Origin of the sequence: Arthrobacter oryzae (assembly GCF_030812315.1) — a bacterium.
GTDB lineage: Bacteria > Actinomycetota > Actinomycetes > Actinomycetales > Micrococcaceae > Arthrobacter > Arthrobacter oryzae_B.
Window position 1 is genome coordinate 393,241 of record NZ_JAUSSM010000002.1, and the last position, 12,372, is coordinate 405,612.

Genomic DNA, 12,372 nt, shown 5'->3' on the forward strand with positions numbered 1-12,372 from the left:
CCGTCCAATGTTTCGCCGCCACGACACAACGTTTCAGGCGTGTATCAGTTACCTCACATGGCCCTCCGCTCTCACTCCGCGAGAATGAGGTACAGGGCGCGGCGGGCTTCGTCGATCTTGTCGACGGCGGCCAGGCGCTGCTCGTCGGTAGCCGCGACCCTGAACTGATGGATGACGCCCATGAGCTTTCCAACGCTCTGGTGAAATACGGGCACCGCGCCCTCGGGATCGGTGTTCCAGGCGTTGCCTGGCTCCTCGGCATGCTCTGCCACGTACGCCTTGCCGGCGTCGGTGAGCGTGAACTCGGTGCCCCTGCCCTCACCAACAGGCGTGATGAGATCTTCGTCGACGAGCTGCTGGAGCGTCGGGTAGACGGAACCGGGGCTGGGACGCCAGGCCCCCGATGTCTTTTCCGCGATCGTCCGGATAAGCCCGTAGCCATTTGATGGGGCTTCGGCGAGCAGGGACAGAATGGCGGCGCGAACATCGCCCCTGTTGGCCCGGCGTGAGCTGCCCGGGCCAAAACCGGGACCGAATCCCGGACCGAACCCCGGACCGAACCCGGCCCCGAAGCCGCGTCCGAACCCGCCCCCGCCGTGTCCGTGGGGTCCTCGGTGGCTCCGGCCGCGCTCGAAGCGTCCCCGCTCGGGGCCATTGTCTGAAAATTTGTCGTGAATGCCTCTCATGGTGGCATCGTCCTTCCGAATACTGCTATTCGCCGACCATCGGCGATACTTAACGATATATCGCTAAGTATCGCCTGACAATAGGCAACGCTCTGGAAGGAAAGCAACCTTGGCCCCGCGGGCACGGGCTATCCAGGAGGACTGAATACGCAGCGGGTTTTCAACTGGGCGACGCAATCCAGATCTCGCCACTGGTGAGAGTCAGGCGGAGACAAGCGGCTACACGAACAGCGTCTTCTTCGGTCGCATCCGGCCGGAGGCTCATCGCAAGATGCGATGGCGGCAGGTCGGCGCTGACAACTGCGGTTTCGACGCTTGGGTCGTCGTCACAGGCGCCCAGCGAGTCATATCGAGGGTGGGTTGCGCCGACGTTCCAAGTTTCGTCGTGGCTGGCGGAACGGTGATGCGCATCCGACGGCGGCCCGGCGCAACCGGCAAGAAGCAGCGCCAACACCGGAAAGATCATCCGCGAATGCTTGCCCATACCTCATCTTAGGGACGAGTGCGCCCCTCAGTTATGCGGTTGGAGGCGCACGGATGCCGACCACTGCCTAGCGGTAGATCGGTGGTCGTGCCGGCCCCTGCCAACTGTTCGACGGGCGGTCTGCGCTATTACCAGGGGCGTCTGGTGCCGGAACAGGTAGAAACCACCCGATACGCCAGGAGTGCTCCGGGCGTACGGTTGGGCGGAAGCCCGCACGTGTCGTCGGGCGCCCACGTCCAACCGACAAGCCGGCCTGGCCAAATGAGGAGAAACCGATGCAGCCGAAACCATTGGCACCTCTCCCCTGAAGCTGCTTGGCGTCCTTCTCCTTGTCGCCATAGCCCTCCTTGGCGCCATAGCGCGATCATGGTGCTCGGGCAGTTACGGGGACCGTTCCTGGTACCGGTGATGATAACTGCTGCCGGTCTTCTGATCCTGCTGGGACAGTGCCTGGTTGCCGACTTCAGCGGATCAGCCGCCTGGCTTAGTCAGCACGCCAAGGACAAAACATCAATGTTCTTCTACGCCCTCGGTCCTCGGAGGCGAACCAGTGCATCGAAGCGATGCGTGGTCCTTCATCGATCCGCCGGGATGGACGCGCCTATGACCACCCCTCGATTTGAGATGGCGGACGGGCGTGGACGCGCCCTGAGACGTCATCCCCTATGTGCAAAAGTCCAACTCTTACCGGGCGGGAAATTGTCCTGCGGCGGGACGCGGTCAAAAAGTAAACTTGCGGCAAGGACCGGGTGCCCGTAAGGAAAGCGACGGCTACCGGGCGCACTTCAGGTAGTCGCCACGAGCTCTATCTCGAAACCGTCGGAGTTCGCCAAGTACGCCGCATAGTGGTCCGGACCGCCGGCATGCGGGTACTTTTCGGCGAACAACTGGCTCCAACCGTGGTGTGAACTCTCCGTCCTTAGGGTGTCCACGCGGTGCTGGTGTCCGGCCTTGAACGCCAGGTGATTCAGTCCGGCAGAGGTGCGCTGGTGCTCGCGGCTGCTCAGGTCCGGGGACTCTTCCACAACTATGTAGAGGCCCGCCCGTCGCCAACTGATTCCGTTTGTCCAGGTTTGATAGGTCTCATATCCCAGGCTGGAGAGAATCCAGCCCCATTCACCCCTGGCCCGATTGAAGTCGGGCACCCACAGTTCTATATGGTGCATGGCACCTTCGGAATAATTGTCCACGTCGCGAGTCTCTCACGCGCTCTCGGGATGGTGGCTGCGTAGCCCGAACCCTTACCGGGCCGAAATCGCCCTTATCTGATGTTGCTCTTGATCCTGCTCAGGTCGGAGCTTGCCGCACATCGTCATGGCGATTTGATATTGATAGCGTGCAATTTCTTTGCGAAAAACGACCCAAATATAATTGAGATGAGAAAGAGGATTAGCCCGAGTTCGCCAGTCCGCCCGGCGCCCGGGGGCAACCCGATCCCGTAGGTCACCGTCATGAAGGTGCCGATGGCAGCTGCAATGCATGCGGCCAACTGAATCTGGCGCCTTTTGCCAAATGTCTCACCCTTCTCTGCCCAACCCAGCCGGTTCTTCCTGCGCTCGAAGTTGCGGGTCCAAAAAAGCGTTGACACGGATCCGATCACGAAGACGGCGCCGAAGAAGAATAGCCAGGGTTCGCGCATAACGCTGACAATATCCCGCTTGCCTGCTGAAGCGAACCGACTGCCCGTTGCGCCCGTTCAACCAACGGTCGCCTGTGTGGCAGTGAGTCCGAGGATCCGGCCAACTTCAGTCAGTGTTGCGAGGTTGGTTGGAAACCGCCCAGGGAATCGGCGACTGCCAAACCGAATAGGCCCAATAGCAAGACGACTAAGCCAAACCCCATCGCGCGCAGCAGGAATTCCTTTAGGCTTTTGCGACAAAGGATCGAGTAAATCCAATATCGTTGAGCGGGTGATTGATCAGGGCGCAGCGACAAAGAGCGGGTGGGTGGACGTACCGCACGCGAAGATCTATTGGGAAGCAACAGGACATCCGAAAGGTGTGCCGGTCCTATACCTGCACGGAGGCCCCGGCGGAGCCTTGGGCAAAGGTGGTTATCGCAGGCGACACGACCCATCCCGGTTCTGGACGGTGGGCCTTGACCAACGTGGATGCGGCAAGAGCACTCCGATAGTTCAGGACGACCTCGACCACCTGACCCAGAACACCACGCAAGCGTTGATTGCCGACCTCGAAGCTCTGCGCGAGCACCTGAGCATAGCGAAGTGGATTGTCACCGGTGTGTCCTGGGGCAGCACGCTCGCTCTCGCCTATGCCCTCAAGCACCCTGACAGGGTGCTCGGTATTGCCCTGGTGGCGGTAACAACGACAAGCCGCGGCGAAGTCCAGTGGATCACTGAAGACGTCGGACGCATTTTCCCCGAAGCCTGGAAGGATTTCTCGGATTCCGCCAGGGCAAACCCGGGCGAACGTCTGGTCGACGCCTATGCCCGCCGGCTTGCTGGAGAAGACCGCGACGATGCCCGACATGCCGCTCTGGCCTGGGACCGCTGGGAATCCACGCACATCGCCCTGGACCCGTCGTGGCAGCCAGGAGCGATGTTCGACGACGAGCGCCAGCGTATGACCTTCGCCCTGCTCGTCACGCACTATTGGTCCAATGACGGGTTCCTGACCGGCGCGCAGGAAATCGTGTCCCGGATTCATGAGTTGGACGGGATACCTGGACACCTCATTCATGGCCGCCGGGACATCAGCGGCCCGGTTGTCACGCCGTGGAAGCTTCACCGGCTTTGGAAAAGCAGCCACCTCATCGTCGTCGAGGACGAGGGTCATGGTGGCCCTGAGTCCATGCAGGCACTGTCGCGGGCGGTCGAAGAGATCGCGGCCGGACTTTGAACAGTCCGCGGTGCCACAGATGTGGAGTCAGTCCCCCGCTGACGCAGGGAGATCGACGCCTACATCCTGCTCTTGGTCCGTGCGGTGGCCGGCGCCGTCCACGGGTCCTCCGGCCAGGGGTGCTTCGGGTAGCGGCCACGCATCTCGGCGCGCACTTGAGCGTAGGGTCCGGACCAGAAGGATGCCAGGTCATCCGTCACCGCCAGCGGCCGCCTCGCCGGTGAAAGGAGGTGGAACAGGACCGGAACCCTGCCGCCCGCCAACCGCGGTGTTTCGGCCCAGCCGAAGCACTCCTGCAGCTTGACCGCCACTACCGGCCGGCCGTCGTCGTGCTCTGCGTCGGGGTAGTCAATCCTGACGCGCGAACCGCTCGGCACCTCCAGGGCCTCCGGTGCCAGCTCGCCCAGCCGGGAGGCGTCCGGCCACGGCAGCAGCCGGCGCAGCGGTTCGGCGAGGTCGACGCCGGACGTAGCCGCGCCGCCCGCTAGCGCTTCGAGCTCCGGAGCCAGCCAGTCGTCAAGCCTGGCCAGCAGCGCCTCCTCCGAAACGTCCGGCCACGGATTGCCCAGTTCCCGGTGGAGCAGCGCGAGACGGCGGCGCAAGGCGTCCGCCGCCGTCGACCATCCAATGGTTCCCAGCCCCGCCTTGGCCAGCGCCCGGGCCACGGCTGCCCGTCCCTCGGCGGCTGACGGCCGTACCGGCGTCGAAGCGAGCGTGATGGCACCCAGCCGGCGTTCCCGCCGGGCCATGACCCGTCCCTGGGTAAAGCCCGCCTCCACAGTTTCACTCAGTAGGTGCCGGGCAGCTGCCTCCGCCGTGTCAGCCGTCAGCGGCGCCGCGGACCGGATGACGGCGCCGGTTCCGGCGGCGTCGCGGCCTTCCGCGCGCGAGACTTCGGCCACTGCCAGCCATTCGTGCCCGGACAACGGGCTGCCGGCTGGAAGGCCTGCCCGGGTGCCCGAGGACAGCAGGTACCGCTCCCCCGCACCGGGGACGCGGCGCGCCACGCGGTCGGGGAACGCAAGGCCGACGACGAACCCCACTGCCTCCGAGGCGTTCACCGGCTGCACGGTTTGGGAACGTTCGACGGCGGCGGCCTCCTTGCGGACGATCGCTTCCATCCGCCGGACGTCTTCCTTCCAACGCCGGGCCGCGGGGTCGTTACCCGAACGCAGCGTGGCCAGCAGGCGCGTTAGGTCGGCGCCAGGAGCGCGCTGGTCACCGGACACGACGGCAACGGTCTCGGCCGAAGTCCGGTGGCCGACGGTCGCGGCGCCGTCGAGCAGGGCGCGGGCCAGCCTCGGGTCTGCGGGGATCCTGGCCAGGGTCTTACCCAAATCCGTGGCGAGGCCGTCCGGTCCTACCGCACCCAGCTCGCGGAGAACCTCCACAGCCTCATTCATGGCCGCCCCGGGCGGGGCGTCGGGAAGCGACAGGCCCCGGCCGCCGGGTGAACCCCAGCAAGCCAGGACCAGGGCTGCCCCTGTAAGGTCAGCTACCGTGATTTCCGGCGTCTGGTGGGCCGGGGCGGCACCGAAGGTCTTCTGGTCGTAGCAACGGACCACCCTGCCCGGGCCTTGGCGGGCTGCGCGCCCGGCGCGCTGTTCGGCGGACGCACGGGAGCACGAGACGGTGACGAGGCCGGACATTCCCCGGTTCGTATCGCGTCGCGGCTCCCGGGAAAGGCCGGAGTCAATGACGAGGCGGACCCCCGGGACGGTCAGGGATGATTCGGCGAGCGCGGTGGAAACGATAATCCGCGCACGCCCGCCGGGTTCCCGCCCCGAGACTGCACGGTCCTGTTCGGCCGGGCTTGCCTGACCGTGCAGCTCCAGCACGTCAGCGGCTACCCGGCCGCGCAGGCGGGCGGCGACGTGCGACACCTCCCATACCCCGGGAACGAACACCAGGGCGTCCACACCCCCGTCCGCAGCAAGCGCCTCGGCATGTGACGCCGCGGCCGTGTCCGCCACATGGTCAAGGAAGGTCCTGGTCACTCCCCTTGTATCCAGGCGCGCTGCCGCTGCAGGCGCCCACTCGGTCCCCAGGGGGTGCAGCGCGGATGGGCAGTCGACGACGGGGGCCGGCCCGCCGCCGCCGTTGTGGATCCCGCCCTGCCCTGAACCGATCAGGGCCGCGAAGCGCGGTGCATCCAGCGTGGCGGACATGGCGACGAGTGTGAGGTCGCCTCGCAGCTCGCGGACCTCCGCGAGCATGCCGAGCAGCAGGTCGGTCTCCAGCCCGCGTTCGTGGACCTCGTCGAGGATGACGGCGTCCACGGTCTCCAGGCCCGGATCTGCGAGTAGCCGCTGCAGCAGGATCCCGGGAGTGACGAACTCGATCATTGTGCCGGCACCGCAAACACGTTCACCGCGGACTGTGTATCCGATGCGGTCACCGAGGCGGCTGCCGTCCAAGGTGGCCAGGCGGCGCGCGGCCGAACGCGCAGCGACCCGGCGCGGCTGGGTCACGACGACGCGCGGGCCGCGGCCTCCCGCTTTATCTGGCTCAACCCCCGCGGCGCCGGAAGCGGCGGATGCTGCGATATTGGCGAGCAACGGCGGAACGAGGGTGGTCTTGCCCGTGCCCGGAGGTGCCTGGACCACGGCGGTGCCGGCAGCGCCTCCCGCACGCAGGGCCTCGGCCAGCTCCCCCAGTGACGCGGCAAAGGCCAGGCCCGCGCCGATGACACCCAGGTCGAAGGGCCCGTTGGGACGTGCGGGGGCCGGAGGGAGGAGCGGAGAAGTCACGCCTCCATTGTGCTTCAATTGCGACATGCCTTCCGCCTGGTCTTTGCGCCAAAGCGTGCCCGCTGACGCTTCATGGATTGCGGAGCTCCGTGCCGATGTCATGCGGCCTGATCTCGAACGTCTCGGACGCTGGGACCCAGCGCGCGCCAGGCAACGCTTCCGCAACGGCTTTCACCCTGCGTATACCTTTGTCATCGAGGTCGCGGGCTCCTCGGCGGGCGTCATTTCGGTCCGCCCCGAACCCGATGAGCAATGGATTGAACACTTCTACCTGGCCCCTGAGTTCCAGGGCCGGGGTCTGGGCAGCGAGGTCCTGCGCCATGTCATGATGACGCAGGGCGATCACCGGCCTTTCCGGCTAAATGTCCTCCAAGGCAGTGCGGCGAGACGCCTCTACGAACGCCACGGATTCGTCCACGAGCACGAGGACGCGATCGATGTTTTCCTCGTCGCCGATGCCGACCGGGTGGCCAGCAGCGCGCGCTCCCGCTGATGGTTCGCCTAATCCGCCGTTTCCGGTCCTCTGCTGACGGCCTTCTTCACGAGCGCACTGATTCTTGCCTCATCGGCGGCGGTCAGCTCCGTGAGGGCAAAGGCGGCTGGCCACATGGTGCCGTCGTCGAGATTCGCCGAGTCGTTGAAGCCGAGCGTTGAGTAGCGTGTCTTGAATTTATGCGAGCTTTGGAAGAAGCAGACCACTTTGCCGTCCTTGGCGTAGGCGGGCATCCCGTACCAGGTTTTGGGTGTGAGTTCCGGCGCGGTGGACCTGATGATGGCATGAAGCCGTTCCGCAATGCGGCGATCGGCTTCCGGCATCTCGGCAATCTTCTCGAGAACCTCGCTTTCCCCGTCCGCTTTGGTGCTGCGCGACCCGCGGCGGGCGGCCTTCTTGAGTTCCTGTGCGCGCTCCTTCATCGCGGCCCGTTCTTCGTCCTCGAATCCGTCGTACGTCTTGGTGCCCGTGCCGGAATTTTCGGTGTCCTTCATTGCAGCTTCCCTTCCACGTGATTTGATGCGGCCACCCTAATGCTAGGGAGCGGCTGCGGCGGGAGCTTCTTCGGAACTGCTCGATATGGATGAGGGATTGAATCGAACCGGGACATCGCCAGGTCACTCCAATTTCTGCCTGTCTGAAATTCCAGGCGTAGTCTGTCGACATGAGCGATCCGCAGGATTCCGCCGAACCGCTGCAAAAGCTGCCCCCGGGAATGCCGAGGAAATACGCCGAATACCAGCCGGTGGACCTGCAACAGTCCACCCCTACACCAACAAATGTCGGCGGCTATGACGAGCTGATCGCGCACTTCCGATCCATGGGAATGCAGTTGCCGCGGTCAGTGGGCGGCCTGGCCGCCATCGATAACCTTATTGAGTCCGTCGGCGACAAAACCTTCCTCTCGGCGTTTATCCGACCCATTGGCATGTTCTACGGCGACGTGCTCACTCACACTATTCCCGGAGCCCACTGGGAGGTTGTCCAGGCGGATTACCCCCTGGTCCGGGTCTCCATCAAAACCGCGGTAGACGTGGTTCGAGTCGCTATTCGACGCCTGGCAGGACCGGATCCAACCCTCGTCCAAAACTATTCCCATGTGATGGAACTTGTACGTCACGAGCGTTAGTGGACGACGCCACCGAATGGCGGCTTCATCCCTTCTCTGAAGTTCGACGGTTCAGTGGCTGAAGCCATTGCCAGATATACCCCCTGGGGGTATATTGGTGGTGTTGTCAGTGAACTGGCATGTCCCGAAGGGCCGCTTAGGCCCCTCTTTCACAGCCGTTCAACCCCAGCACCCATCGCACCCTCTGCAAGGAATGGAACTGACATGCAAACGCCACCCCGTACGGAACTGCCCCTGACCGCCTCCGCGTCGGGCTGTGGCTGCTGCTCCACCGAAGCCACCCGGAATCTGCGGGAGAACGACGCCGGCGTCGAGTACAACCTGGAAGGCCTGACCTGTGGGGGCTGCGTGGCCAGCGTTCAACGGGCACTCTCGGCCTTGGACGGTGTGGACGCCGCAACCATTGATCTCGTCCCGGGCGGGGTGTCCCGCCTGACCGTCACCGGATCAGCCGCGATCTCCGCTGTCCGCGATGCTGTCACATCGGCTGGATACTGCCTGACTGCCAGCTAGTCCGAACACCCCCAGCAGTACCGTTCCAAAAGCTGGGGGACTAACGTAATGCCAGATGGCCCGCTCGGCGGCCCATCACCGTCCCGACCTGGAGTTCCGTCATGCCGCTGCGCATCTTCTCCCGCCGCACCCGTTCGATCGCGGACCACACACCGCCCCGTCAGAAACGACGCAGGAGGGGACTCCGGGCGACAGGCATCGTCGCGCTGACGATAGTCGGTCTGGTGCTTGCCTCAACGTCGGCAAACCTCATCATGGAAAGCGTTGAACGCTCCAACGCCGTGTCGTACGGGGAGAAGATTGAGATCGACCAAGGCACCATCAACGTTTCGAGAACCGGCGGGACCGGTCCGGCCCTGGTGCTCCTCAGCGGATTGGGCACGCCGGCACCGGCGCTGGACTTTGCCCCTCTGGTCCGCGAACTGGCCGGTTACCAGGTGGTGGTTGTCGAGGGGTTCGGCTACGGCTTCAGCGATATGACCGCCAGACCCCGGACCATCGAGAACATCTCCGAGGAACTGCACGAGGTGCTTGCAAAACTCGCCATCCCCCTCCCCTACATCCTTGTGGGTCACTCGATAGCAGGATTCACCACGTTGTACTACGCCAACAAATACCCCGAGGAAGTTTCTGCGGTGATCGGGATCGACCCCACGGTGCCCGCCGGCAGTGCATCCACGGCTGAATCTCCCGCCACTGCCGACATGCCTGTGTCGGGCAACTTCTGGGAACGGATTCCTTCGACCACCGGCTTGGTCCGCTGGGCCGCCGCCCTTGGTCTCGCAGACCCGGCAGGCGACAGCTTTACGACGACGGAACGCGACGAAATGCGCAAGTTGGTGAGCTGGAACTTTGGCAACGCGGCACTCACCGACGAAACGAACCGAATCGGAGAGAACGCCCATAAACTCCAAGCCCTCAATTACCCGGACACTCTTCCTGTGCTGCAGTTTGTGTCCCAGGAAACCATGAACCAGGACCCGGAATGGCTCCCCGCCCACCAACGCCAACTGCTCAACATCAAGCGCCATGAGCTGGTCATTCTCGACGGACCTCATTACCTGCACTGGACCCAGTCCAAGGCCATGGCGAAAAGGATCGGTGAGTTCCTGAACCCGTCAGCGGCCATTACTGAAACTTCGAACTGAGACTTCGTGACCCGGCTGAGAGCGGCAGGCTCAGCCCCCGCTTTGGACGAAGACCTCAACTGCCACAACGTGTACTTCGGTCAGTCCTTCGGCCGGTACCGGCTTCAGCAGTAGCACCTGCTGCCGGAATCCGTGCGCCCATTCGCGGGCGTCCGGGCCCAGGACGTCATCAATCCACACGACCGAGTCCCAAGTTGTCTCGCCGGAAAGTTCCATCCTGGCCAGCCACCGGCTCACTGGGCGGAGCTTCGGTGTGGGTGCCTCGGATTCGCCGAGCGCCTTCGCCGGCAGCGGCACCCTAAGCGGCTCGTCCGCAAGGCGCAACTGCGACTCGAGCCCGGCCGTCTGCTCCGCCGGCCACGTCGACACCCAAGCGATCCTGCCGAACGCCGCAAGCCTGTTCACCAAGGCAACTTTCACGTCCGAGAGCACCAGCTCCAGTGAGCCGTCGGGGCTTACCGCACGCGCGAGCGGGTTGAGCACACCGTCGATGCCGAGAAGGATCAACGGCTTCATGGACCCGACCCTAGCCTGCAGGCCCTGCCTGCGAAAGCCTCGCCACAGTCGCACGCCGTGCATCACCCGATGGTGGCTGCTTCCTCCAGCGTGTGCGGTTCAAAGTGCTCCAGCATTTCCCGCATGGCCTCGTATCCCTCGGTGAACGCGGCTGAGGCGCGCCAGAGTCCAGCCTGCTCGAACGACTCCCATGGACCGGTGCTAATGAACCTGTTGGGAACATCGCGATCTCGCATCAGGACCCCCTTCGCCGCGGGAAATTCCTCTTGGGTCTTACTGGCAAGGTCGCGCCAGGCCTGCACAAAATCGTCCTCCCTGCCGGGCTTCACCAACCAGATTCCGAGCGTGTAAACAGACATCGCAAACGCCTCCAATCACGTGCGGGGGTAGGTAGTCCCGATTATCGTCCGGTTGGGCGGAGCAGGCTAGGGCCGATTGTCACGGGGCCTGATCCCTTCTTCCGGCACCGGCGTCCCGTCAGGTCAGCACCCGTCCGGTCAGCACCCGTCAGGTACCGTCATAAGCGGCCTGGAGTTCGGCGATCTCAAGCTTCCGCATCCCCAGCATCGCCTGCATGGCCCGCTGCGGCCCCTCAGGATCCTGGCCTCCCAGCAGCTGGCTCAGGACCGACGGCACAACCTGCCAGGAAACTCCGAACTTATCCTTGAGCCAGCCGCATTGGCTTTCCTCCCCGTCCGCCGTCAGTGCAGACCAGTAGCGGTCCACTTCCTCCTGCGAGGAGCAGTCAATCACGAAGGAAACAGCTTCGCTGAACGTGAATGCCGGGCCGCCGTTGAGCGCAAGGAACTTCCGGCCTTCAATTTCGAATTCGACCGTCATGGCCTGTCCCGCAGTTCCGGGGCCGTCGTCGCCGTAGCGTGCCACGCTGAGAATTTTGGAGCCGTCAAAAACCGAGACGTAGAAGTCGGCGGCTTCCTCGGCCTGGGTGTCGAACCACAGGCAGGTGGTGATCTTCTGGCTCACGTTGGTCCCTCATCTCACTGGCTGCGCCGGAAAGGACTCCCGACGGCGATCCTTCGGTTTGCGCTTGCGAGCCTAGCCGGGCGTGATTCCCAGCACAATGGCGCCGCCGTGGCATCGGTGATACGCCGTTTGCGTGTGGCCGCCGAGGCCTGACTCCGGCCGCGGTTATCATCGAGTATGTCCGTCCCTGAAGCACTCCTCCAGTTCGCCGTGGTCGCAGCACTGCTGACAGTAATTCCCGGGCTCGATACTGTGCTTGTCCTCCGCACGGCGATTAGCCGCGGGCGCGGTCCGGCCTTCGCAACGGCCGCGGGAATCTGCACCGGCACAGTGGCCTGGGGCGTCGCAGCCGCGCTCGGTGCGTCCGCGCTGCTGGCCGCCTCTGAGACGGCCTTCGCGGTGCTGAAGATTGCGGGTGCCTGCTACATGGCATGGCTCGGAATCTCGATGTTCATCAGGACTTTCAAAAGCGGACCGGCGGCGTCTACGGATCTGGCGCAGGCAGCCGGCAACGCAGGAGCGCCCTTCCTGACGGGCGTGACCACGAGCCTGCTGAATCCCAAAGTGGGCGTCTTCTACATGGCCATGATCCCGCAGTTCCTCCCGCAGGATGTCCCGCCCCTCCTGATGGGAGTCCTGCTGCCCCTGGTGCACAACGTGGAAGGCATGCTCTGGTTCGCGGGAATCATCGTGGCCACCCACTATGCCCGGCGCTGGCTGCAGTCCCCCACGGTGGGCAAAGCCACGGACCGGATTGCCGGCGTCGTACTTGTGGCCTTTGCCGCGAAGATCGCGGCCAGCAAAGCCTGAC

Annotated in this window: 15 protein-coding genes; 6 read left to right on the forward strand and 9 right to left on the reverse strand. The window is 64.3% G+C overall.

Going from position 1 to position 12,372, the window contains the following annotated elements; genetic code table 11:
• Positions 1–71: 71 nt before the first annotated feature.
• The 4 genes from J2S97_RS05260 to J2S97_RS05275 form a co-directional block, all read right to left on the reverse strand.
• Positions 72–686, reverse strand: a complete 615-nt coding sequence (locus J2S97_RS05260) for a PadR family transcriptional regulator (RefSeq protein ID WP_307047222.1) — start codon at positions 684–686, stop codon at positions 72–74.
• A gap of 160 nt (positions 687–846) precedes the next feature.
• Positions 847–1,170, reverse strand: a complete 324-nt coding sequence (locus J2S97_RS05265) for a hypothetical protein (protein ID WP_307047223.1) — start codon at positions 1,168–1,170, stop codon at positions 847–849.
• 785 nt (positions 1,171–1,955) lie between these two features.
• Positions 1,956–2,360 (reverse strand): VOC family protein, encoded by a 405-nt coding sequence (locus tag J2S97_RS05270; protein WP_307047225.1) that lies wholly within the window; start codon positions 2,358–2,360, stop codon positions 1,956–1,958.
• A gap of 122 nt (positions 2,361–2,482) precedes the next feature.
• A complete protein-coding gene (locus tag J2S97_RS05275) occupies positions 2,483–2,809 on the reverse strand; it encodes a hypothetical protein (RefSeq protein ID WP_307047227.1) in 327 nt (108 codons plus the stop codon).
• Positions 2,810–3,170: 361 nt separating this feature from the next.
• Between J2S97_RS05275 and J2S97_RS05280 the strand changes: the two genes are divergently transcribed.
• Positions 3,171–4,028, forward strand: a complete 858-nt coding sequence (locus tag J2S97_RS05280) for an alpha/beta fold hydrolase (protein ID WP_307047772.1) — start codon at positions 3,171–3,173, stop codon at positions 4,026–4,028.
• Positions 4,029–4,087: 59 nt separating this feature from the next.
• On the opposite strand, the gene hrpB is transcribed toward J2S97_RS05280, so the two are convergent.
• On the reverse strand, positions 4,088–6,805 hold the full coding sequence (hrpB, locus tag J2S97_RS05285; RefSeq protein ID WP_373460498.1) for an ATP-dependent helicase HrpB: 2,718 nt from the start codon (positions 6,803–6,805) through the stop codon (positions 4,088–4,090).
• Between hrpB and J2S97_RS05290 the strand changes: the two genes are divergently transcribed.
• The gene (locus J2S97_RS05290; RefSeq protein ID WP_307047231.1) at positions 6,804–7,271 is read left to right on the forward strand and encodes a GNAT family N-acetyltransferase; all 468 of its coding nucleotides are present in this window, start codon (positions 6,804–6,806) and stop codon (positions 7,269–7,271) included. The two genes, hrpB and J2S97_RS05290, sit on opposite strands and share 2 nt — an antisense overlap.
• Before the next feature lie 8 nt (positions 7,272–7,279).
• On the opposite strand, the gene J2S97_RS05295 is transcribed toward J2S97_RS05290, so the two are convergent.
• On the reverse strand, positions 7,280–7,765 hold the full coding sequence (locus J2S97_RS05295) for an iron chaperone (RefSeq protein WP_307047233.1): 486 nt from the start codon (positions 7,763–7,765) through the stop codon (positions 7,280–7,282).
• 170 nt (positions 7,766–7,935) lie between these two features.
• Between J2S97_RS05295 and J2S97_RS05300 the strand changes: the two genes are divergently transcribed.
• The 3 genes from J2S97_RS05300 to J2S97_RS05310 all read left to right on the forward strand — a co-directional run bounded on the left by J2S97_RS05300 (position 7,936) and on the right by J2S97_RS05310 (position 10,061).
• Complete coding sequence (locus J2S97_RS05300) at positions 7,936–8,400, forward strand: DUF6278 family protein (RefSeq protein ID WP_307047235.1); 465 nt, start codon at positions 7,936–7,938, stop codon at positions 8,398–8,400.
• 204 nt (positions 8,401–8,604) lie between these two features.
• The gene (locus J2S97_RS05305; RefSeq protein ID WP_307047236.1) at positions 8,605–8,913 is read left to right on the forward strand and encodes a heavy-metal-associated domain-containing protein; all 309 of its coding nucleotides are present in this window, start codon (positions 8,605–8,607) and stop codon (positions 8,911–8,913) included.
• A 101-nt stretch (positions 8,914–9,014) separates the two neighbouring features.
• Positions 9,015–10,061 carry an alpha/beta fold hydrolase gene (locus J2S97_RS05310; RefSeq protein ID WP_307047237.1) on the forward strand — a complete coding sequence of 349 codons (1,047 nt, stop codon included), beginning with the start codon at positions 9,015–9,017 and terminating at the stop codon, positions 10,059–10,061.
• A 30-nt stretch (positions 10,062–10,091) separates the two neighbouring features.
• Here J2S97_RS05310 and J2S97_RS05315 read toward each other — a convergent pair whose 3' ends face one another.
• From J2S97_RS05315 to J2S97_RS05325, 3 genes are all read right to left on the reverse strand, one after another.
• A complete protein-coding gene (locus J2S97_RS05315; RefSeq protein ID WP_307047238.1) occupies positions 10,092–10,577 on the reverse strand; it encodes an HAD domain-containing protein in 486 nt (161 codons plus the stop codon).
• Positions 10,578–10,639: 62 nt separating this feature from the next.
• On the reverse strand, positions 10,640–10,936 hold the full coding sequence (locus tag J2S97_RS05320) for a putative quinol monooxygenase (RefSeq protein WP_307047239.1): 297 nt from the start codon (positions 10,934–10,936) through the stop codon (positions 10,640–10,642).
• A gap of 148 nt (positions 10,937–11,084) precedes the next feature.
• Positions 11,085–11,561: a VOC family protein gene (locus J2S97_RS05325; RefSeq protein WP_307047240.1), complete on the reverse strand. Its 477-nt coding sequence runs from the start codon at positions 11,559–11,561 to the stop codon at positions 11,085–11,087.
• A 177-nt stretch (positions 11,562–11,738) separates the two neighbouring features.
• On the opposite strand from J2S97_RS05325, the gene J2S97_RS05330 reads away from it, so the two are divergent.
• The gene (locus tag J2S97_RS05330) at positions 11,739–12,371 is read left to right on the forward strand and encodes a LysE family translocator (RefSeq protein WP_307047241.1); all 633 of its coding nucleotides are present in this window, start codon (positions 11,739–11,741) and stop codon (positions 12,369–12,371) included.
• The last annotated feature ends 1 nt before the right edge of the window (position 12,372 follow it).

Bases quoted from the DNA above. Each gene is read 5' to 3' on its own strand.
- J2S97_RS05260 (WP_307047222.1), bottom strand. From the start codon at position 686: ATGAGAGGCATTCACGACAAATTTTCAGACAATGGCCCCGAGCGGGGA.
- J2S97_RS05265 (WP_307047223.1), bottom strand. From the start codon at position 1,170: ATGGGCAAGCATTCGCGGATGATCTTTCCGGTGTTGGCGCTGCTTCTT.
- J2S97_RS05275 (WP_307047227.1), bottom strand. From the start codon at position 2,809: ATGCGCGAACCCTGGCTATTCTTCTTCGGCGCCGTCTTCGTGATCGGA.
- J2S97_RS05290 (WP_307047231.1), top strand. From the start codon at position 6,804: ATGCCTTCCGCCTGGTCTTTGCGCCAAAGCGTGCCCGCTGACGCTTCA.
- hrpB (WP_373460498.1), bottom strand. From the start codon at position 6,805: ATGTCGCAATTGAAGCACAATGGAGGCGTGACTTCTCCGCTCCTCCCT.
- J2S97_RS05295 (WP_307047233.1), bottom strand. From the start codon at position 7,765: ATGAAGGACACCGAAAATTCCGGCACGGGCACCAAGACGTACGACGGA.
- J2S97_RS05300 (WP_307047235.1), top strand. From the start codon at position 7,936: ATGAGCGATCCGCAGGATTCCGCCGAACCGCTGCAAAAGCTGCCCCCG.
- J2S97_RS05305 (WP_307047236.1), top strand. From the start codon at position 8,605: ATGCAAACGCCACCCCGTACGGAACTGCCCCTGACCGCCTCCGCGTCG.
- J2S97_RS05310 (WP_307047237.1), top strand. From the start codon at position 9,015: ATGCCGCTGCGCATCTTCTCCCGCCGCACCCGTTCGATCGCGGACCAC.
- J2S97_RS05315 (WP_307047238.1), bottom strand. From the start codon at position 10,577: ATGAAGCCGTTGATCCTTCTCGGCATCGACGGTGTGCTCAACCCGCTC.
- J2S97_RS05320 (WP_307047239.1), bottom strand. From the start codon at position 10,936: ATGTCTGTTTACACGCTCGGAATCTGGTTGGTGAAGCCCGGCAGGGAG.
- J2S97_RS05330 (WP_307047241.1), top strand. From the start codon at position 11,739: ATGTCCGTCCCTGAAGCACTCCTCCAGTTCGCCGTGGTCGCAGCACTG.